Origin of the sequence: Pseudoalteromonas undina (assembly GCF_000238275.3) — a bacterium.
GTDB classification, from domain to species: domain Bacteria; phylum Pseudomonadota; class Gammaproteobacteria; order Enterobacterales; family Alteromonadaceae; genus Pseudoalteromonas; species Pseudoalteromonas undina.
This window is the reverse complement of the sequence record NZ_AHCF03000003.1, coordinates 2,232,501-2,251,563: the sequence shown is the minus strand read 5'-3', so window position 1 is coordinate 2,251,563 and position 19,063 is coordinate 2,232,501. Positions and strand designations below refer to the sequence as shown.

Here is a 19,063-nt window from a genome sequence, read left to right as displayed (position 1 = left end):
CAGAGTTCGGGTTAAATAAATGTGGCTATTTCATCCAGCGATTTTTTATCAAGTGCATGCAGAGGCACCGTTGCATGCTCATCGGGGTAGCCTGCAATTAATAGCATATAAGGACGTTCGTTGTCTTTATCACGGCCACAAATATCGGTTAAAAAGCTCATTGGTTTTGGGGTGTGGGTCAGGGTTGCAAGGCCTGCTCGATGTAGTGCTTGAATTAAAAAACCAGTGGCCAGCCCTACCGATTCATGTACATAGTAATTAGTGTTTTTATCGTTCGTATTTACACCCCCCTTTTTTTGACTAAACACTGCAATCAACCATGGTGCGTGCTCTAAATAGGGTTTATTAGCATCGGTACCTAATGGTTTCAATGCATCAAGCCATTCTTCGCCTGCGCGACCTTCATAAAAAGAGCGCTCTAGTTTTTCAGCAGCCTCTCGTATTTGCTTTTTAACATCACTACTATTAATGGCTACAAAATGCCATGGCTGGTGGTTTGCGCCACTAGGCGCTGTACCTGCTGCTTTTATACAGGTTTCAATGATTTCTTTTGGCACCTGGCGGTTACTAAAACTGCGAATACTATGACGGCGCTGGCTCGTTTGTAAAAACTCCTTTGCGCGCGAGAGCATTGCCTCTGGCGGGTATTCTATAAAATCGGTTAATGGTTGGCTTTTGTGATCTTGCATGGCTGTTCGCTTCTTATTTTTAGAGTGTTTTGTTTTTATACCGAGAGGCTCATTTCTAAGCAAGTGTTATTAGAATGAATTTCTGTTTATTTATTGTTACAAAGTTAACTAGTTACTAACTTATGTTCCTGTTTTTAATGTGGTATAAAGCAGCATAAAAATAATACTTACAATTCAAGGAAGTAAAAAATGCTATCAATAACAGGGTTATCAAAAACCTACGACAACGGCGTACATGCACTTCAAGGTGTTGATTTATCAATTGGTAAAGGTATGTTCGGATTACTTGGGCCAAATGGTGCGGGTAAATCGTCGTTAATGCGAACTATTTCTACATTGCAGTCAGCTGATCAGGGCTCTATTACTTTTGATGGCATTGATGTGTTTAAAGACCCACAAGCATTGCGTCAGCGTTTAGGCTATTTACCACAAGATTTTGGTGTATATCCGCGTGTTAACGCTTACGATTTACTCGATCATATGGCTGTTTTAAAAGGTATTCACAACAAAGCAGAACGTAAAGAGTCGGTGGAAGGCTTGCTTGCACATACTAATTTATATCAACATCGCTCAAAAGCCGTTAGTGGTTTTTCGGGGGGTATGCGCCAGCGTTTTGGTATTGCACAAGCATTATTGGGCGACCCTGATTTACTAATTGTTGATGAGCCAACTGCAGGTTTAGATCCTGAGGAGCGAAATCGTTTTCATAACTTGTTAGTAAGCTTAGGCGAGCAAAAAGTAGTTATATTATCGACCCACATTGTTGAAGATGTAGCAGAGCTTTGCCCAAACATGGCTGTACTGGCTGGCGGTAAAATACTATTAGAGGGTAACCCAATTGCCCTTACCGATAAACTGCAAGGGCAAATTTGGCGCAAGGCCATGAGCCAAGAAGAAGCGCAAGAGCTTGAATCACAACTGCCTGTTATTTCAAAACGCTTATTTGCTGGGCAAACCATATTACATGTATTAGCAGAGCAAGCACCCGAAGGCTTTGAAACGAGTAACGCAAACCTAGAAGATGTGTATTTTTCTGCGTTGCTTAATCATCGTAACAGCCAAGTAGCATAAGGGGGCGCTATGTTTTTTAATATGCTCGCGTTTGAACTGCGCTATTTTGTGCGCCAACCTTCGTTTTATGTGACGTCATTAATCTTCTTTTTTATGGCGTTTTTTATAAGCTCTAGTAGTAAGCTTCCGTTAGGCGGGGCTAATGTTCATATGAACTCGCCTTATACCATTATGGTTTTAACGGTTACCTTTTGTACGCTTGCTATGTTTTTAGTGGTTAACTTTGTTGCCAGCTCAGCTATTCGCAACAGTGAGAGCAAAATGGATGAGTTGGTGTTTAGTAAGCCGGTTAACCCTCTTGCTTATCAATCTGGGCGTTTTTTTGGTGCTTACTTAGTGGTGCTAGTTGTTTTTTTAACGGTGCCGCTGGGTGTGTTTTTTGGATCGCAATTTGGTTTATTGGTTGGCTGGCTCGATAGTGAGCTAGTAGGCCCTAATAAGTTAATATATTACACAGCCCCTTTTTTATTTTTAGCAATACCCAGCTTGTTAGTACTTTCGGCTATTTTTAATAGTGTGGCTGTGTATTTTAAAACCATGATGGCGGTATATGTTACAGCTGTAGTGATTTTTATAACCTATCAAATAGCGGGCATCTACTTTGATGACTTAGCATTTAGAGATATTGTTGTATACGCCGATCCATTTGGGTCAGGTTCGTTAATTGACTTAACCCGTTATTGGACTGTAAGTGATAAAAATACCGAAGTGTTAACGCTCTCGGGCGATTTTTTGATTAACCGTATTTTGTGGGTAGCAATAAGCTTAGCGATGTTTTTTGGTCTAGGGAAGTTAGGTAATCGCGTAGTAACTAAAAAACAAAAAAAACAATTTGCTGTATCTACGTTTGTAAAAAATAAACAAGCAGCACTTATTAGCAAGGCTAAAAATTACAAATCAAAAGGGATCAATACGCAATCGCAACTAGTAATGCGCAGCTTATTTGAACTTAAGCAGGTTATATTAAGTGCGCCTTTTATGATTTTAGCCGGTGTAAGTATTACGATGTTGCTTGTGCCACTCTTTGCTCCTATTGGCGCGTATGGCACAACGGATTGGCCACTGACACAAAATATGGTGAGCATCATTCAAAACACCTCTAGCTTATTTATGTTTATCATTATTGCTTATTACAGCGCAGAGCTGGTTTGGCGGGAGCGCTACAGTGGTATGGGCGATATTGTTGACAGTTTCCCAGTTCATAACAGTGTGTTTTGGGTATCTAAAATTATTGCGTTAATCACTGCGGTGTGTGGTCTTTATTTAGTAGGTATGATGTTTACCATTGCAGTACAACTATTTAAGGGGCAATTTAATCTAGAGCTTGGCCAGTACTTATTTAGGTTAGGTTATCTTACGTTACTGCCTTTAATTATGATGGCTATTTTGGCGTTCTTTTTGCAAATAATTAGCCCTAATAAATATATAGGTATGGGGTTATTTATTCTGTATTACATTGCCCAAATGGTAATGGGTGCTTACGGATTTGAGCATCACATGTATCACTTTTCGCAAAGTAGTAGCGTACCGTATTCTGATATAAACGGTTACGGACACTTTTTACAAGGCGCGCATTGGTACACCTTATATTGGGGCGCATTAAGTGTATTTTTGGCTATTTTTGGGTTTGCTTTATGGCATCGCGGCCCGTCGCAAACATTGCGCACTCGCTTATCTTTAATACGTTACAACATGTCTTTAAAAGGTCAAATTGCTGCCGCTATAAGTTTATTGGTATTTGTGGGAGCAGGTTATAACATTTATCACAACACCCGTATGCTCAACGAGTTTGTAACAAGTGATGATAACGAAACTCTTCAAGTAAGCTATGAACAAGAGTTTTCACAATACAAAGATTTGCCACTCCCTGTAATAACCGATGTTAATTTACACATTGATATTTACCCTAAAAAGCGTGCATTAACCGCCGTTGCAAAAATTAAGTTTACTAATACCGCTAACGAGCCAATAGCCCGTGTGTTAATTAACGAGCCTAACCACGCTAAAAGCTGGGATGTAAAAATGGCCGGCGGGAAAATAGTAGAGCGTTTACCTGAGTTTGATATGGTATGGTTTGAGTTTGAACAACCGCTAATGCCTAATGAAGTACGCGAAGGTGAGCTTTCAGTTTCCCGAGAACATAAAGGTTTTGTTGATAGGTATTCAGATACTCAGCTGGTGTATAACGGTACATTTATAAATAATAGAGAGTTATTACCGAATTTTGGTTATCAAAGGTATTTTCAAATTGCGGATAAGTATGAGCGTCGTAAGCACGATTTACCCGAGCTTGAACGTGCGCATAAACTAGAAGACAGCCGCTATTATACGCAAAATGAGTTTGGTCCTGATAATGGGTTTATAAGCTATAAAGCAACGGTAACTACCGATGAGTCGCAATTTGCAATTACACCTGGTTACTTAAAAAGTGAGAGTGTAAAAGACGGGCGCCGTACTTTTGTTTATGAAATGGATGCCCCTATTTTAAACTTTTATTCTGTGCTTTCGGCTGAACTTGAAAGCAAAAAGGTTGAGCATAACGGTGTAAATATTGAAGTGTACTACCACAAAGATCATGCATGGAATGTTGACCGTATGATTGAGTCGGTACAAGACTCAATAGATTACTATACCCAAGCATTTGGCCCGTATCAGCATAAGCAGTTACGTATTATTGAGTTTCCAAAATATCGCTCATTTGCGCAAAGTTTTGCCAATACAGTGCCTTACTCAGAAAGTATTGGTTTTGTTACAGATTTAAGGGATGAGAGTAAAGTTGACCTCCCTTATTATGTAACCGCACATGAAGTGGCGCACCAATGGTGGGGACATCAAGTATCAGGGGCTAATGTAGAGGGCAGTGCCGTTATATCAGAAACGCTCTCCCAATACAGTGCGCTTATGGTGTTAAAAAAACGCTTTGGCGCCGAGAAGCTACGTAAGTTTTTAAAATACGAGCTAGACAAATACTTAATGGGTCGTACAGGGGAAGCGTTTGAAGAAATGCCGCTGTATAAAACGCAGGCTCAGCAGTATCTTCACTACAATAAAGGTTCTGTTGTGATGATGGCGCTATATGATCGCTTAGGTGAAAAACGCTTAAATGCAGCACTTAAAGCATTTTTGAATGAGTTTAAATACCAATCAACGCCATACCCCACCACACTCGATTTACTCAGTTATTTAAAACGAGATGCAACAAAAGCAGAGCAACGCTTTATTGATGATCAGTTTAAGTATATAACACTTTATGAGCTTGAAATGAAAGAGGTATCGATTACAGATAGCACTGATAGCGAGGGTTTTTACACGGTAACACTGAGCGTTGAAGCAACGAAACAGCGTGCCGATGGCCAAGGTGAAGAAACCGAACAACCACTTGATGAAATGATTGATATTGCATTATTCAATGATGATCCTGAAAACCTTCTAGCTGAAGACTTTGTGATTTATTCACAAAAACATCAAATAGTGTCTGGTGCAAACACCATCGAACTTAAAGTAAAAGAAAAACCCATGTACGCTGGGATAGACCCTTACATTAAGCTTGTAGATAAAGACAATAAAAATAATTTAGCTAAGTTTTAACGCTAAGTGATTTAAAGGCCGCATTTCGTGCGGCCTTTTGTTTTAGCGAATTGGTATAAAAAGCTTATTTGAAACAGAGAATATAATGCCAATACACAATAATGCTTATTTAAGCGAGTTAGCATAACGCGGAAATATTTAACGGTAGCTAGGTAGTCGTTGATTGACCGAGGCGGGTAATATAGTAGGGTGCTTTAGTAGCTAATCCTAGGGAGGATTACGAGCATTTTTAAACCGCTCTAAACGAGAAAGGGCCTTGCGGCCCTTAGTGTTGCAGCAAGTAACACATTCTTTTTATAGGTTAAAGTCTACAGCGTAGGCTACATAGGCTTTTATATCAGAGCCATCCATGTCGTTATCAGATAGGCCAAAAGTAAAACCATCTTTAGACACCGATACACCATAATCAATAATATTGTCATCACCGATGAAATCGCCTGAGTAATGCCCTATGTGTAGCGCCATTTCAGTGCCATTGCTACCAACAGCGAAGCTGTAATCGGCATTTAAATACAATGAATCACCAAAATCAGTACCATCACCACTGGCTGCAGATGTTGCAAGTACGGCTGCACCAAATGTAAAGCCTTGCACACTAATGCTACCGTAGACTTCAGAAAAATCTGCATCTGCACCTGATGCCGCATCAGGGTACGCATAATAGATATACCCTACGTCATAACTCACGCTTTCATTAATTGCGCCGCCAAAACCTGCGTATAAGTCTAGCTCGTAGGTCATTTCATCGGCCCAAGACGCATTTGACGCCCAAGTACCCGCATAAAAGCCAGATTCATTAGCGTAATCAATACCGCCAGATACAGCTGCATCGCCCCCAGTTTGCTCTTGTCCGCGCCATAAGTAGTTTGAAGTGGCTGCTGCATTTGCTGTTACTTCAGCAAATGCAGCAGTTGATGTCAGTCCTGTTAATGCCAATGCACTGATCAATATTGTTTTTTGTAGTTTTAGCATGTCTCATTTCCCATTGTATGATTTTGCACGCCAAGGCTTTTTATTATGAACGACTACAACCTTTTGTTTGGCGGCATTTTATTATGTTACTAATGGGGTATTTGCACTGTGTGTGCCAAATTAAACTTATTCGTTTATAAATTATTTTTATTACTTAAAACAATGTATTGAAAATAATATGAGGTAGGGATAGAAAAGTAATTATTTAGCAGGTTCACTTTGCTGGTGCAAAAAACAGCCTAGCTGCACCATCAAAGCGCTGCTAGGCTATTTTATTTTTCTTGTGGGTTAATTAACCAAAAATGGCACGCATTAGGGTAATTGTTTCGTTAACACCGCGGCCTTTTTGTACTTCGCTAATAATAGAGTCACGTTTAGCACGAATATGCTCTGGAACATCATCAGCAGCAAGAGCGCGATCCACTAAAATCTCAGCAGATTCTTTGCCTCGGCGTGGCGCTTTACTGCTGCTAGAATTGCTACGTGTAGGTTTATTAAGTAGCTTAATGTAGTTAGAGTTATCTGCAGTATTAGTATCTGCATAGTAAAAAAAGCAAGGTATAAGCGCTTTAATGTCCACCAACTGTGTTTCTAGTTCATTACCAGCATTGGCCATTTTAAACCATGACATAGCGTGAATGCTTTGTACTACATCTTGCCAGTAACGCTCAAAGTCACGGTTATTTAATTTGGTGATACCAAGTGCGGAGCAAAGTGCATCTAAGCGACTGTTACTAATTGGAGTAAACACATCAGGGCGACGCATTGCTAATAAACGGGTGGCAGGCGCCAGAGTTGGTTTTTCATCACTACCATTAAATGCACTCAAATAAGCAATTACAAATTGTTGGTAATTACCTAGCGCTACATCACCCTCAAGTGGAATGTTGCTGAGTGCATCGTCGAATGCGCCTGGCAAATCAGCCAGCATCTGGTGAAAACCTTTGGCGCTTTTAGTAGAGGCAAACCATTCTACATCAAAGTTATAAGTACTCGGATTGAGTGATGCCATATGCTTACCGCTAAAAGCGAGTAAGTCTTCAGGGATCATATCTTTTAACGGCTTTTCACGCAGGCCTGCAATATAAGCAGTTAAACGTAGCTGCTCATCAAGTGCCACCAGTTCTTTATGTTGCTCTACAAACATACTCACTACTGGCCAAGGCGCTACCCGTAATGTTTTTAACTGTAAAAAGCTAATGGCTGAAATAAGTTGGTCATGCAGCTTTTTCAATAATGGTAATTGTGGGCTTTCGAGTAAGTCATAATTAATGCGGTCGCGGCTTGCGCTTAATAGCTCGTAACACCAACCTAAAAAGTCTTCTGGATGGTTTTCCACTTTCACAGCCATCAGGTTTAGGCTTAGCTCTGAAGATTGCTTCAGAATGTTTTGATAAATTTGACTTTCTTGCTCGCCTAATGCCATTTTTGACGGTGAAATTAGCAGTTTCTTCATGCCTTGTAGACTCTCCGGTTAGATATACTTTTTAGTCGCTTCATTTTAGCTTAAATAAGCCAGCAGCAACAGGGGCGTGCATCATACCGGAGAATACAGGGGATGCAATCTTGGTAAGTTAATTAACACAAGATTGCATCATTACTGTATTAATCGTGTTCATCGAGTGAAAACAGCCGTTCAACTGAGGTATTAAAGTGCTGTGCTATTTTTAAGGCAATGATCACCGAGGGTGTAAAACGAGATGTTTCAACCGTGCTAATGGTTTTTCGTGAAACATTAATAGCATCGGCCAGTTCTTGCTGTGAAAGCCCTGCCTCTTTACGAAATTCAGCTATATGGTTTTGCACATTATTTCCTAATCGCGGCTTTGCCAAAACAATGAAGTGCCATATGCCAAGAGCATGATACCTAAGTAGAATACTGCCATAGCTGCATGCGAAACCTCACTAGCAATAGCATCGCCTTTATAAAAAACACCAAGCAGGCAAAAAACAAGTGCAAAAATTGAATGTTTATAGGCACTCGTGTCGATAGTATTTAGGAATTCATCTTTATAAGCATATTGAAAATACATTTTTAATGGAAAGCCTGCTTTAGTTATATAAATAGCTATTATAACTATATAAAATAAAACGCCCATTCCAACAGTTAAAAGCCCGTCAATATCTTGTTTTATTACTGAGTTAACACTGAGAAGTAAAAAAACCATACTTGTGCTTATACTTAGAAATATGTTTTGACCCATAAACTGTTCTTCAGTTTTAATATCTTGTTGTTTCATAAAGTCCATCCTGTGGAAGTGTTAATTTATATTTTGTAACCTGTAGGTATCAATGTAACCTGTAGGTATCATTTGGTCAATATTTTTTTGTAACCTAAAGGTATCAAAATGTTTCAGTTACAATTCATATACCCACGTTAGAATGTAGGAAAGTAGATTTTTAGTTATTGGGCAATGCTTTTGGCGCTAACTCCCGCTATGATAAGAGCATTATTTGCACGTTTGAAAGGATGATCATGAAGACCTTATTTAAAGTTATTGGTGTCATATTATTGCTATGCATAGCGTTAATTGTTGCTGCACCATTTTTAATTCCTACCGATACCATTTTTAATAAAGTGTCTGAGCAGGTAGAAAAAACAACTGGGCGCACATTAACGATAAAGGGAGATAAAACCCTCAGTGTATTTCCTGCATTAAAGCTGGAGCTTAATGATGTGCATTTTGCCAATATGCTCAGTGGCTCTCGCGCTGATATGGCAAGTATGCAGCAACTTGCTGTTCATATTCCTTGGCTTTCATTACTCGGTGGCGAACTAAAGCTAGAAAAGTTTGTAATTAATGAGCCTGATATTTTGCTAGAAACCGATAAAAGCGGCAAAGCAAACTGGCAGTTATTTGATGCAGTGGCCAAGCAACCAGAGCAACAAACTCAAGCGGGAGAGGCAGTCAAACTACCTGAAAACTTTGATATTCAATTAGGTGAAGTCGCTATTTATGGCGGGTCATTTACTTATTTAGATGGTCAAACGGGTGCTAAACAACAAATTAGCGATTTAGAACTGGCTATATTACTGCCTTCACTGCGTAAACAGCTTGAAGTAACCGGTGCTATTACTTATATGCAAGAGCGATTTGAGCTTGATGTAAAACTTAATACACCAGCAAAAGCGATTGAAGGCGCCACATTTAATGTAAAGCAAACGCTTAACTCACGTTTAGTAGATCTAATGTTTGATGGCAGCATAGCCAAACAAGGCCAAGACATTAAAGGACTTTTAACACTTAACGGTGATTCGGTTAAAAATATTGCTAACTGGCAAGGAGTTGACTTAAACGCTAAAAACAATGCGTTTAACGCCTTTAGCATCAATGCCGAAATGCACTTACTCGGTGAAGAGTTTAACTTAACTGAATTAGTAGCAACGCTCGATGCACTCGAGATTAAAGGTAAAAGTAAGTTAAATTTAGGCAGTCGCTTAGCTGTTAATGCTGATATTGACTTAGGCATGCTTGATTTAAATCCTTACTTACCTGAAACCGTAGCTAAAAAAGAAGTCCCAGCAAAAGACGACTCTAAGCCTGCAGAGCCAATAGTGTGGGATGATACTAAAATTGATTTAAGTGGCTTGAATGCATTAGATGCAAATGTGATTGTTCGTTCAAGTGGCTTAAAAGCGAACGATATTAAACTCGGCGCCAACCAGTTTACTGTGGCACTAAAAAATAGCGTTGCTAAATTAAGTTTAGACAGCTTTGCGGCTTATGAAGGAACAGGTAAAGGGGTGGTGACTATCAATGCTCAAAATACCCCTTATAAAATAGCAACCAACTTCGATTTAGATAAAATAGACGCACAGCCATTACTTAGCGATGCTGCAGGCTTTGATAAGCTAATGGGCAAGGGCTCTTTAAACTGGAATCTAACCACAGCAGGGCAAAGCCAAAAAACGTTTATTAACGCGCTTAATGGTAAACTAGGATTCAAGTTCGCTGATGGTGCAGTTAAGGGAGCAAACGTAGCAGAAATGGTGCGTAAGGGGAAAGAGCTAGTTAAAGGCAACTTTAATGCCGTGTCTGAGGGATTAGATACAGGATTTGAGGAATCTGAGAAAACAGATTTCTCTGCACTTTCTGGTAGTTTTAACTTTACCAATGGCGTAGGCAAAAATACTGATTTGTCGTTGATCAGCCCCTTAATACGTATTTCAGGTGAAGGAGACGTTGATTTACCGCAAACTCAGGTTAATTACCGCCTAGTAACAGGTTTAGTTGATTCTATTGAAGGTCAGGGTACTACCGATGATAGCACTGGCTTTAAAATTCCCCTGAGGATAAAAGGCCCATTCCATGATGTTGGTATAAAATTAGATATAGGCAGTGCGGTTAAAGATGAAGCAAAAGAAAAAGCTAAAGACAAAATTAAAGACAAATTAAAAGGTTTGTTTGGCTAATTTTAATTACTGATATAAAACAAGGCGCCGTAAAGGTGCCTTGTTTGTTTTATAACCACCTGTAATTTAGATAGATAGCATAAATAACCAGTTTCTAATTTAGCCTCCGCATTAAATTAATTAAAAAATAACCTACCACTCCCCCCTCAATGCTGATACAATTGCCCGCCCTTAAGAGACATCTAGTATGTTTTTTGAGTGGAATTCAATCGAAATGTCTTGATTTTAAACAAATTTAAGACAAGTTGTAATTACTACACCGGAGGTCATTAACATGATCCAAATGCAAACTCAGCTGGAAGTTGCTGATAACAGCGGCGCTCGCAAAGTGCAGTGTATAAAAGTCCTTGGTGGTTCACACCGTCGCTATGCAGCGATTGGCGATATCATTAAAGTTTCTGTAAAAGAAGCGATTCCTCGCGGTAAAGTGAAGAAAGGTGATGTTAAAAACGCGGTAGTTGTGCGTACCAAAAAAGGCGTTCGTCGTCCAGACGGTTCATTGATCCGTTTCGACAGCAATGCGGCTGTTATCTTAAATGATAACTTGCAGCCTATTGGTACTCGTATTTTCGGCCCTGTGACTCGCGAACTTCGTAATGAAAAGTTCATGAAAATCGTTTCACTAGCCCCAGAAGTACTGTAAGGAGTCTATCATGGCAGCAAAAATCCGTCGTGATGACGAAGTAATCGTACTAGCAGGTAAAGACAAAGGTAAGCGCGGCAAAGTGCTTTCAGTTGTAACCGAGTCTGGTCGAGTATTTGTCGAAGGCATTAACTTAATCAAGAAACACCAAAAGCCGGTTCCACAGTTGAACCAAGCTGGCGGTATTGTTGAGAAAGAAGCGTCTATCGACGTATCAAACGTTGCGATCTACAACTCGGAAACGAGCAAAGCAGATCGTGTAGGTTTCAAGATTGAAGATGGTAAGAAATTACGTATCTTTAAATCTACTGGTAAAACTATCTAATAGTTGGAGTAGAATGATGGCGAAACTGCATGAAGTATATAAAGACAAAGTAGTTGCTGAACTTCAAGAGAAGTTTGGTTTCAGCTCTGTCATGCAAGTCCCTCAGATCGAGAAGATCACATTAAATATGGGTGTGGGCGAAGCCTTAGCTGACAAGAAGATTTTAGATAACGCTGTTGCGGATCTAGAAGCTATCTCTGGTCAGAAACCTTTAATCACTAAAGCACGCAAATCTGTTGCTGGCTTCAAAGTGCGTGAAGGTTACCCGATTGGTTGTAAAGTAACCCTACGCGGCGAGCGTATGTGGGACTTTTTTGAGCGTTTGGTTTCAATCGCTATCCCACGTATCCGTGACTTCCGTGGTGTAAGTGCTAAGTCTTTTGATGGACGTGGTAACTACAGCATGGGCGTACGTGAACAAATCATCTTCCCAGAAATTGATTATGATAAAGTAGACCGTGTACGCGGTATGGATATCACAATCACTACATCTGCGAAATCAGATGAGGAAGGCCGTGCGTTGTTAGAAGCGTTTAACTTCCCATTCAAGAAATAAGGGTAGGGTTATGGCAAAGAATTCTATGAAAGCGCGCGAAGCAAAGCGCACTAAACTAGTTGCTCAGTACGCTGAAAAGCGTGCAGCACTAAAAGCTATCATCAGTGATGTTAATACATCTGAAGATGATCGTTGGGACGCGGTACTTAAGCTACAAGCTTTACCTCGTGATTCTAGCCCTGCACGTCAACGTAATCGTTGTAACATTACGGGCCGCCCACATGGTTTCCTTCGCAAATTCGGCATGAGCCGTATTAAAGTTCGCGAAGCAGCTATGCGCGGTGAAATTCCTGGCCTTAAAAAGGCTAGCTGGTAATAGAATCATGGGAGTAAGACTATGAGCTTGCAAGATCCTATCGCGGATTTATTTACACGAATCCGTAACGGTCAGTCAGCGAAGAAAGTATCTGTAACGATGCCTAATTCGAAACTGAAAGTAGCAGTAGCTAATGTATTAAAAAATGAAGGTTACATCGCAGACTTCGCAGTAAGTGGTGATGTTAAACCTGAGCTTTCTATCGAGTTAAAGTACTTCGAAGGCAAAGCTGTTATTGAAAATATCCAGCGTGTAAGTCGCCCTGGTCTACGTATCTATAAGAGACGTGACGAATTACCGAAGGTAATGGGTGGTTTAGGTATCGCTATCGTATCAACTTCTAAAGGCCTAATGACAGACCGCGCAGCACGTAGTGCAGGCGTTGGTGGTGAAATCATTGGTTTTGTAGCTTAATCGGAGGGGAACTATGTCTCGCATAGCAAAGGCACCAATAAACGTTCCTGCCGGTGTAGAAGTTACATTAAAAGGCCAGGAAATCACAGTTAAAGGCAAAAACGGTGAACTTACTCGTACAATCAACGATGCAGTTGAAGTACAAGTTAACGACAACGTTATTACAACTTTACCTCGTGAAGGCGTAGCCAATGCATGGGCACAAGCAGGTACTGCTCGCGCTCTAATCAACAACATGGTTGTTGGTACGCATGAAGGTTACGAGAAGAAACTTCAGTTAGTAGGTGTTGGTTACCGTGCTGCAGCTAAGGGCAAAGTTTTAGACTTAACTCTTGGTTTCTCGCACCCAGTTAATTTCGCAGTTCCTGAAGGAATTACGATTGAAACTCCAAGCCAAACAGAAGTTCTAGTTAAGGGCGTAGACAAGCAGTTAGTTGGTCAAACAGCTGCTAACATTCGTGCATACCGTAAACCTGAGCCTTATAAAGGTAAAGGTGTTCGTTATTCAGATGAGAATGTACGCCGTAAAGAGGCTAAGAAGAAGTAAGGTAAGACGATGGATAAAAAAACAGCTCGTCTACGTCGTGCTAAACGCACTCGTAGAAATTATATTGAACAAGGCACAACGCGTCTTGTTATCCACCGCACGCCACGTCACATTTACGCTCAAGTTGTAAACGCTGAGGGTAATGTACTGGCTGCTGCTTCTACTGTTGAGAAAGCTATTAGCGAAACAGTTAAAGGCACAGGCAACGTTGCAGCTGCACAAGCAGTTGGTAAAGCGGTTGCTGAACGTGCGGCTGACAAAGGCATCGAAAAGATTGCTTTTGATCGCAGTGGCTTTAAATATCACGGCCGTGTGAAGGCGCTAGCTGATGCTGCGCGTGAAGCCGGTTTGCAATTCTAGGAGTAGACAATGGCTAACGTAGAAGCAAAGCAACAACAGCCTGATTTAGCTGAAAAGCTAATCGCGGTGAACCGTGTGTCTAAAGTAGTTAAAGGTGGTCGTATCTTTAGCTTTACTGCACTAACTGTAGTTGGTGATGGCGCAGGTAAAGTAGGTTTCGGTTATGGTAAAGCACGTGAAGTTCCAGCTGCTATTCAAAAAGCAATGGAAAAAGCACGTCGTAACATGATCAACGTAGACCTAAATGGCAACACATTACAGCATCCTGTTAAAGGACGTCATGCTGGCTCACAAGTGTTTATGAAACCAGCATCTGAAGGTACTGGTATCATTGCAGGTGGTGCTATGCGTGCAGTACTTGAAGTGACTGGTGTGCAGAACGTACTTTCTAAATGTTACGGTTCTACTAACCCGATCAACGTTGTACGTGCAACGATCTCAGCACTTGAGAACATGAATTCTCCTCAGTCGATCGCTGCAAAACGTGGTCTTCGAGTAGATGAGATTTTGGGGTAAACCATGGCTAATAAAACTGTAAAAGTAACACAAGTAAAAAGCTCTATCGGTCGTTTACCGAAGCATAAAGCTACATTACGCGGTCTTGGTTTACGTCGTATCAATCACACTGTTGAGTTAGAAGACACAGCATGTGTGCGTGGTATGATTAACCAGGTTTATTACATGGTTAAGGTAGAGGGGTAATTCGATGCATTTGAATACACTTTCACCTGCTGCAGGTTCAAAAACTGCTCCAAAACGTGTTGGTCGTGGTATCGGTTCTGGTCTTGGTAAGACTGGTGGCCGTGGTCACAAAGGTCAAAAATCACGTTCTGGCGGTAAAGTACGCGTTGGTTTCGAAGGCGGTCAAATGCCTATGCAACGTCGTCTACCTAAGTTCGGTTTCACTTCTCGCAAATCTTTAGTATCTGCAGAAATTAACCTATACGAAATCGCTAAAGTTGAAGGCGATGTGGTAGACCTAAGCGCGTTACAAGCAGCTGGTCTAGTTAAAAAGAACGTTCAGTTCGTTAAAGTTGTTAAATCTGGCGAAGTTTCACGCGCTGTTACCGTTAAAGGCCTTAAGGCTTCTAAAGGTGCACGCGAAGCTATCGAAGCTGCCGGAGGCAAGGTAGAAGACTAAGGAAGTACTAATGGCTAAACCAGGTCAAGATACACAAAGTGCACAAGGTGGACTTTCGGAATTGAAGCGCCGATTACTCTTCGTATTGGGTGCTATCATAATTTACCGTCTAGGTTCATTTGTGCCGATCCCTGGGATTGACGCCGCTGTACTTGCCGATTTCTTCGAGCAACAAAAGGGCACCATTGTTGAGATGTTCAACATGTTTAGCGGTGGTGCGCTTGAGCGAGCTTCAGTGTTAGCACTGGGTATCATGCCGTATATCTCGGCTTCGATTATTACGCAACTATTAACGCATATGTATCCGCCGTTTATAGAGCTTAAGAAAGAAGGTGAGCAAGGGCGTAAAAAGATAAGCCAGTACACACGCTACGGCACGCTTGTGCTTGCTACTATCCAATCAATCGGTATTGCCACAAGCTTACCGGGCATGATGAACGGGTTAGTTGTTAACCCAGGTATGGGATTCTATTTCACCGCAGTGGTGAGCTTAGTAACCGGTACTATGTTCCTTATGTGGTTGGGCGAACAGATAACAGAACGTGGTATCGGTAACGGTATCTCAGTTCTAATATTTGTTGGTATTGTAGCTAACCTGCCGTCTGCTATTGGTTCGACAGCCGAAATGGCGCGCCAAGGTGATTTGAATGTTTTTGTACTGTTGATGGTTGCGGTTATAGTATTCGCTGTTACTTATCTTGTTGTATTCTTTGAACGTGGTCAACGACGTATCGTTGTTAACTACGCCAAGCGTCAACAAGGTCGTCAAGTATTTGCTGCTCAAAGCACGCATTTACCTCTGAAAGTAAATATGGCGGGTGTTATTCCACCAATCTTCGCTAGCAGTATAATTCTGTTCCCTGGTACAATTGCAAGCTGGTTCGGCCAGGGTGAAGGTCCGGTTGCTGATGTGCTACAAGCAATTGCTACAACGTTGACTCCAGGTCAGCCTTTGTATGCAATGGTTTTAGCTGCGGCTATCATCTTCTTCTGCTTTTTCTACACAGCGTTGGTTTTTAACCCGCGTGAAACAGCAGACAACCTGAAAAAATCTGGCGCATTTATCCCAGGTATTCGTCCAGGTGAGCAGACATCTAAATACATTGATAAAGTGATGACACGCCTGACATTGGCAGGTGCTTTGTATATAACCTTTATCTGTCTGGTGCCCGAATTCATGACTATGGCATGGCAAACGCCATTCTATTTCGGCGGTACATCAATTTTGATTATCGTTGTTGTAATCATGGACTTTATGGCACAAGTACAGACGCATCTGATGTCACATCAGTATGATTCTGTGCTGAAAAAAGCGAACCTTAAAGGCTACGGTCGATAAGGTCAGTTTACGGAGTTGAGCAATGAAAGTACGTGCTTCCGTTAAGAAAATATGCCGTAACTGTAAAGTTATTAAACGTGCTGGTGTAGTACGCGTAATTTGCAGTGAGCCTAAGCATAAGCAAAGGCAAGGCTAAGTAAACAGTCGTGCAGGCTGAGATTTCTCGGCCTGTGTTTTTAGTTGTGATTTGGTCTTCGTTTGAGTATCCTTACGGGCTTTTCAAACAGATGATTACCAAATTCAAATATAGGAGATGTGTTAGTGGCCCGTATCGCTGGCATTAACGTCCCTGATCATAAACATGCAGTTATTGGTTTAACAGCTATTTATGGCATAGGTAAGACTCGCTCTAAGGCTATCTTAGAAGCGACTGGTATCGCCGAGACCACAAAAATCGGTGAACTTTCAGACGAAACACTTGACGTACTGCGTGAAGCAGTTGGCAAGTACACTGTAGAAGGTGACCTTCGTCGTGAAGTTACTTTGAATATCAAGCGCCTTATGGACCTTGGTTGTTTCCGTGGCCTACGTCACCGTCGCTCTTTACCACTTCGTGGTCAAAGAACAAAGACTAACGCGCGTACCCGTAAGGGTCCTCGTAAGCCTATTAAGCGATAAGGGGATAGTAAAATGGCTAAGACACCAATTCGTCGTAAAAAGGTTAAAAAGCAAGTTGCTGATGGTATGGCTCATGTTCATGCGTCTTTCAACAACACTATTGTAACGATTACCGACCGTCAAGGTAATGCACTATCATGGGCTACTGCCGGTGGTTCAGGTTTCCGTGGTTCACGTAAATCTACTCCATTCGCTGCTCAGGTTGCTGCAGAGCGTGCAGGTACTGCTGCTCAAGAATACGGTTTAAAAAATCTAGAAGTTTTCATCAAAGGTCCAGGTCCAGGTCGTGAATCTGCTGTACGTGCTTTGAATGCTGCTGGTTACCGTATCACCAACATTACTGACGTGACGCCAATACCACATAATGGTTGTCGTCCACCGAAGAAACGTCGCGTTTAACAATAGGTTAGGAGAAATAACATGGCAAGATATTTGGGCCCTAAGCTCAAGCTGAGTCGTCGTGAAGGTACTGACCTGTTCCTTAAGAGCGGCGTAAGAGCTATCGACTCTAAGTGTAAACTTGAGACTGCACCTGGTCAGCACGGCGCTCGTAAAGGACGCTTATCTGATTACGGTTTACAATTACGTGAAAAGCAAAAAGTACGTCGTATTTACGGTGTATTAGAAAAGCAATTCCGTAACTACTACAAAGAAGCTGCTCGCCTTAAAGGCAACACAGGTGAAAACTTGTTACAGCTTTTAGAGCAACGTTTAGACAATGTTGTATATCGCATGGGTTTTGCTAGCACACGCGCTGAAGCACGTCAGTTAGTAAGCCACAAAGCGATTCTAGTTAATGGTCGTGTTGTGAATATTCCTTCATACGTAATTACTCCAGAAGATACTGTTGTAATCCGTGAGAAGTCTAAAACACAAGCACGTATCATCGCTGCTCTAGAGTTGGCTGAGCAACGTGAAAAGCCGACTTGGGTTGAAGTTGACGGTAAGAAATTGGAAGGTAGCTTCAAGCGCCTACCTGAGCGTTCAGATCTGTCTGCGGACATTAATGAACAACTAATCGTCGAACTTTACTCTAAGTAAAGTTAAGAGTTAAGAGAGGATAAAATGCAGGGTTCTGTTACAGAATTTCTAAAACCAAGGTTAGTCGATATCGACGCTATCAACCCAACGCGTTCTAAAGTAGTTTTAGAACCACTCGAGCGTGGCTTTGGTCACACTTTGGGTAATGCCTTACGCCGTATACTGTTATCATCTATGCCTGGATGTGCAGTAACTGAAGTTGAAATCGACGGTGTATTGCATGAGTACAGCGCGAAAGAAGGCGTACAAGAAGACATCATTGAAATACTACTAAACCTTAAAGGTCTAGCGGTAACGTTAGAAGGCAAAGATGAAGTTTTTCTGACCCTGACTAAATCTGGTGTAGGCCCTGTGACTGCGGCAGATATTCAGCACGATGGCGATGTAACAATTGCTAACCCAGATCATGTTATTTGTAATTTAACAACAAATAACAGCGAGATCAGCATGCGTATTCGTGTTGAGCGTGGTCGTGGTTATGTGCCGGCATCTAGTCGTTTATCCTCTGATGACGATGAGCGTCCAATTGGTCGATTGCTGCTTGATGCATCATTCAGCCCAGTTGAACGTATTGCGTACTCGGTTGAATCAGCCCGTGTTGAGCAACGTACAGATTTAGACAAGTTAATCATTGATATGGAAACAAACGGCACCTTAGATCCTGAAGAAGCGATCCGCCGTGCGTCTACTATCTTAGCTGAGCAATTAGATGCATTCGTAGATTTACGTGATGTAACTGAGCCAGAAGAGAAAGAAGAGAAGCCAGAATTCGATCCTATTCTACTTCGTCCAGTTGATGATCTTGAATTAACAGTACGTTCAGCAAACTGTTTGAAAGCCGAGCAAATTCAATATATCGGTGATTTAGTTCAGCGCACTGAAGTTGAGCTTCTTAAAACGCCTAATCTAGGTAAGAAGTCTCTAACTGAAATAAAAGACGTGCTAGCTTCACGTGGTCTTTCTCTAGGCATGCGCCTAGAAAATTGGCCGCCTGCAAGCCTAGCTGAATAATCTAAATCACTATATTAG

24 protein-coding genes are annotated in these 19,063 nt (G+C 41.4%); 19 read left to right on the top strand and 5 right to left on the bottom strand.

Features of this window, described 5'->3' with window-relative positions:
• Nucleotides 1-11: 11 nt before the first annotated feature.
• Nucleotides 12-689, bottom strand: a complete 678-nt coding sequence (locus PUND_RS14030; protein WP_010392482.1) for a nitroreductase family protein — start codon at nt 687-689, stop codon at nt 12-14.
• A 189-nt stretch (nt 690-878) separates the two neighbouring features.
• Between PUND_RS14030 and PUND_RS14025 the strand changes: the two genes are divergently transcribed.
• Entirely contained in the window at nt 879-1,760 is an 882-nt protein-coding gene (locus tag PUND_RS14025; RefSeq protein WP_010392484.1) for an ABC transporter ATP-binding protein, read from the top strand.
• A 9-nt stretch (nt 1,761-1,769) separates the two neighbouring features.
• Nucleotides 1,770-5,348, top strand: a complete 3,579-nt coding sequence (locus PUND_RS14020; protein WP_010392486.1) for an ABC transporter permease/M1 family aminopeptidase — start codon at nt 1,770-1,772, stop codon at nt 5,346-5,348.
• 294 nt (nt 5,349-5,642) lie between these two features.
• Here PUND_RS14020 and PUND_RS14015 read toward each other — a convergent pair whose 3' ends face one another.
• The 4 genes from PUND_RS14015 to PUND_RS14000 form a co-directional block, all read right to left on the bottom strand.
• Entirely contained in the window at nt 5,643-6,320 is a 678-nt protein-coding gene (locus tag PUND_RS14015; RefSeq protein WP_010392487.1) for a TorF family putative porin, read from the bottom strand.
• A 292-nt stretch (nt 6,321-6,612) separates the two neighbouring features.
• Nucleotides 6,613-7,776: a hypothetical protein gene (locus PUND_RS14010; RefSeq protein ID WP_010392489.1), complete on the bottom strand. Its 1,164-nt coding sequence runs from the start codon at nt 7,774-7,776 to the stop codon at nt 6,613-6,615.
• A 149-nt stretch (nt 7,777-7,925) separates the two neighbouring features.
• On the bottom strand, nt 7,926-8,126 hold the full coding sequence (locus PUND_RS14005; RefSeq protein WP_010392491.1) for a helix-turn-helix transcriptional regulator: 201 nt from the start codon (nt 8,124-8,126) through the stop codon (nt 7,926-7,928).
• 8 nt (nt 8,127-8,134) lie between these two features.
• Complete coding sequence (locus PUND_RS14000; RefSeq protein WP_010392493.1) at nt 8,135-8,560, bottom strand: hypothetical protein; 426 nt, start codon at nt 8,558-8,560, stop codon at nt 8,135-8,137.
• A 236-nt stretch (nt 8,561-8,796) separates the two neighbouring features.
• Here PUND_RS14000 and PUND_RS13995 point away from each other — a divergent pair, with 236 nt between their 5' ends.
• The 17 genes from PUND_RS13995 to PUND_RS13915 all read left to right on the top strand — a co-directional run bounded on the left by PUND_RS13995 (nt 8,797) and on the right by PUND_RS13915 (nt 19,045).
• Nucleotides 8,797-10,734: an AsmA family protein gene (locus tag PUND_RS13995; RefSeq protein WP_010392495.1), complete on the top strand. Its 1,938-nt coding sequence runs from the start codon at nt 8,797-8,799 to the stop codon at nt 10,732-10,734.
• Nucleotides 10,735-11,008: 274 nt separating this feature from the next.
• The gene (rplN, locus tag PUND_RS13990) at nt 11,009-11,377 is read left to right on the top strand and encodes a 50S ribosomal protein L14 (protein WP_008115397.1); all 369 of its coding nucleotides are present in this window, start codon (nt 11,009-11,011) and stop codon (nt 11,375-11,377) included.
• Between the two features lie 10 nt (nt 11,378-11,387).
• Complete coding sequence (gene rplX, locus PUND_RS13985) at nt 11,388-11,702, top strand: 50S ribosomal protein L24 (protein ID WP_004589210.1); 315 nt, start codon at nt 11,388-11,390, stop codon at nt 11,700-11,702.
• A 16-nt stretch (nt 11,703-11,718) separates the two neighbouring features.
• Nucleotides 11,719-12,258 (top strand): 50S ribosomal protein L5, encoded by a 540-nt coding sequence (gene rplE / locus PUND_RS13980; protein WP_010392500.1) that lies wholly within the window; start codon nt 11,719-11,721, stop codon nt 12,256-12,258.
• Nucleotides 12,259-12,268: 10 nt separating this feature from the next.
• The gene (gene rpsN / locus PUND_RS13975; RefSeq protein ID WP_006794245.1) at nt 12,269-12,574 is read left to right on the top strand and encodes a 30S ribosomal protein S14; all 306 of its coding nucleotides are present in this window, start codon (nt 12,269-12,271) and stop codon (nt 12,572-12,574) included.
• 21 nt (nt 12,575-12,595) lie between these two features.
• Nucleotides 12,596-12,988 carry a 30S ribosomal protein S8 gene (rpsH, locus tag PUND_RS13970; RefSeq protein WP_008115392.1) on the top strand — a complete coding sequence of 131 codons (393 nt, stop codon included), beginning with the start codon at nt 12,596-12,598 and terminating at the stop codon, nt 12,986-12,988.
• A 13-nt stretch (nt 12,989-13,001) separates the two neighbouring features.
• Nucleotides 13,002-13,535: a 50S ribosomal protein L6 gene (gene rplF, locus PUND_RS13965; RefSeq protein WP_006794247.1), complete on the top strand. Its 534-nt coding sequence runs from the start codon at nt 13,002-13,004 to the stop codon at nt 13,533-13,535.
• Between the two features lie 9 nt (nt 13,536-13,544).
• Nucleotides 13,545-13,895 (top strand): 50S ribosomal protein L18, encoded by a 351-nt coding sequence (gene rplR / locus PUND_RS13960; RefSeq protein WP_008115388.1) that lies wholly within the window; start codon nt 13,545-13,547, stop codon nt 13,893-13,895.
• Between the two features lie 9 nt (nt 13,896-13,904).
• Nucleotides 13,905-14,411: a 30S ribosomal protein S5 gene (gene rpsE / locus PUND_RS13955; RefSeq protein ID WP_008115387.1), complete on the top strand. Its 507-nt coding sequence runs from the start codon at nt 13,905-13,907 to the stop codon at nt 14,409-14,411.
• 3 nt (nt 14,412-14,414) lie between these two features.
• Nucleotides 14,415-14,597 (top strand): 50S ribosomal protein L30, encoded by a 183-nt coding sequence (gene rpmD, locus PUND_RS13950; RefSeq protein ID WP_008115384.1) that lies wholly within the window; start codon nt 14,415-14,417, stop codon nt 14,595-14,597.
• A 4-nt stretch (nt 14,598-14,601) separates the two neighbouring features.
• Complete coding sequence (gene rplO / locus PUND_RS13945) at nt 14,602-15,036, top strand: 50S ribosomal protein L15 (RefSeq protein ID WP_008115382.1); 435 nt, start codon at nt 14,602-14,604, stop codon at nt 15,034-15,036.
• A 10-nt stretch (nt 15,037-15,046) separates the two neighbouring features.
• Complete coding sequence (secY, locus tag PUND_RS13940; protein WP_008115380.1) at nt 15,047-16,375, top strand: preprotein translocase subunit SecY; 1,329 nt, start codon at nt 15,047-15,049, stop codon at nt 16,373-16,375.
• 22 nt (nt 16,376-16,397) lie between these two features.
• Complete coding sequence (rpmJ, locus tag PUND_RS13935; protein WP_002959476.1) at nt 16,398-16,511, top strand: 50S ribosomal protein L36; 114 nt, start codon at nt 16,398-16,400, stop codon at nt 16,509-16,511.
• A 125-nt stretch (nt 16,512-16,636) separates the two neighbouring features.
• Nucleotides 16,637-16,993 (top strand): 30S ribosomal protein S13, encoded by a 357-nt coding sequence (gene rpsM, locus PUND_RS13930; protein WP_008115377.1) that lies wholly within the window; start codon nt 16,637-16,639, stop codon nt 16,991-16,993.
• Between the two features lie 12 nt (nt 16,994-17,005).
• Entirely contained in the window at nt 17,006-17,392 is a 387-nt protein-coding gene (gene rpsK / locus PUND_RS13925; RefSeq protein ID WP_002959471.1) for a 30S ribosomal protein S11, read from the top strand.
• A gap of 21 nt (nt 17,393-17,413) precedes the next feature.
• Nucleotides 17,414-18,034, top strand: a complete 621-nt coding sequence (rpsD, locus tag PUND_RS13920; RefSeq protein ID WP_002959461.1) for a 30S ribosomal protein S4 — start codon at nt 17,414-17,416, stop codon at nt 18,032-18,034.
• A gap of 24 nt (nt 18,035-18,058) precedes the next feature.
• Nucleotides 18,059-19,045: a DNA-directed RNA polymerase subunit alpha gene (locus PUND_RS13915; protein ID WP_008115371.1), complete on the top strand. Its 987-nt coding sequence runs from the start codon at nt 18,059-18,061 to the stop codon at nt 19,043-19,045.
• The last annotated feature ends 18 nt before the right edge of the window (nt 19,046-19,063 follow it).

What these genes read in the sequence shown, in the direction of transcription:
- PUND_RS14030 (WP_010392482.1), bottom strand. Translation starts at nt 689, where the DNA reads ATGCAAGATCACAAAAGCCAACCATTAACCGATTTTATAGAATACCCG.
- PUND_RS14025 (WP_010392484.1), top strand. Translation starts at nt 879, where the DNA reads ATGCTATCAATAACAGGGTTATCAAAAACCTACGACAACGGCGTACAT.
- PUND_RS14020 (WP_010392486.1), top strand. Translation starts at nt 1,770, where the DNA reads ATGTTTTTTAATATGCTCGCGTTTGAACTGCGCTATTTTGTGCGCCAA.
- PUND_RS14015 (WP_010392487.1), bottom strand. Translation starts at nt 6,320, where the DNA reads ATGCTAAAACTACAAAAAACAATATTGATCAGTGCATTGGCATTAACA.
- PUND_RS14010 (WP_010392489.1), bottom strand. Translation starts at nt 7,776, where the DNA reads ATGAAGAAACTGCTAATTTCACCGTCAAAAATGGCATTAGGCGAGCAA.
- PUND_RS14000 (WP_010392493.1), bottom strand. Translation starts at nt 8,560, where the DNA reads ATGAAACAACAAGATATTAAAACTGAAGAACAGTTTATGGGTCAAAAC.
- PUND_RS13995 (WP_010392495.1), top strand. Translation starts at nt 8,797, where the DNA reads ATGAAGACCTTATTTAAAGTTATTGGTGTCATATTATTGCTATGCATA.
- rplN (WP_008115397.1), top strand. Translation starts at nt 11,009, where the DNA reads ATGATCCAAATGCAAACTCAGCTGGAAGTTGCTGATAACAGCGGCGCT.
- rplX (WP_004589210.1), top strand. Translation starts at nt 11,388, where the DNA reads ATGGCAGCAAAAATCCGTCGTGATGACGAAGTAATCGTACTAGCAGGT.
- rplE (WP_010392500.1), top strand. Translation starts at nt 11,719, where the DNA reads ATGGCGAAACTGCATGAAGTATATAAAGACAAAGTAGTTGCTGAACTT.
- rpsN (WP_006794245.1), top strand. Translation starts at nt 12,269, where the DNA reads ATGGCAAAGAATTCTATGAAAGCGCGCGAAGCAAAGCGCACTAAACTA.
- rpsH (WP_008115392.1), top strand. Translation starts at nt 12,596, where the DNA reads ATGAGCTTGCAAGATCCTATCGCGGATTTATTTACACGAATCCGTAAC.
- rplF (WP_006794247.1), top strand. Translation starts at nt 13,002, where the DNA reads ATGTCTCGCATAGCAAAGGCACCAATAAACGTTCCTGCCGGTGTAGAA.
- rplR (WP_008115388.1), top strand. Translation starts at nt 13,545, where the DNA reads ATGGATAAAAAAACAGCTCGTCTACGTCGTGCTAAACGCACTCGTAGA.
- rpsE (WP_008115387.1), top strand. Translation starts at nt 13,905, where the DNA reads ATGGCTAACGTAGAAGCAAAGCAACAACAGCCTGATTTAGCTGAAAAG.
- rpmD (WP_008115384.1), top strand. Translation starts at nt 14,415, where the DNA reads ATGGCTAATAAAACTGTAAAAGTAACACAAGTAAAAAGCTCTATCGGT.
- rplO (WP_008115382.1), top strand. Translation starts at nt 14,602, where the DNA reads ATGCATTTGAATACACTTTCACCTGCTGCAGGTTCAAAAACTGCTCCA.
- secY (WP_008115380.1), top strand. Translation starts at nt 15,047, where the DNA reads ATGGCTAAACCAGGTCAAGATACACAAAGTGCACAAGGTGGACTTTCG.
- rpmJ (WP_002959476.1), top strand. Translation starts at nt 16,398, where the DNA reads ATGAAAGTACGTGCTTCCGTTAAGAAAATATGCCGTAACTGTAAAGTT.
- rpsK (WP_002959471.1), top strand. Translation starts at nt 17,006, where the DNA reads ATGGCTAAGACACCAATTCGTCGTAAAAAGGTTAAAAAGCAAGTTGCT.
- rpsD (WP_002959461.1), top strand. Translation starts at nt 17,414, where the DNA reads ATGGCAAGATATTTGGGCCCTAAGCTCAAGCTGAGTCGTCGTGAAGGT.
- PUND_RS13915 (WP_008115371.1), top strand. Translation starts at nt 18,059, where the DNA reads ATGCAGGGTTCTGTTACAGAATTTCTAAAACCAAGGTTAGTCGATATC.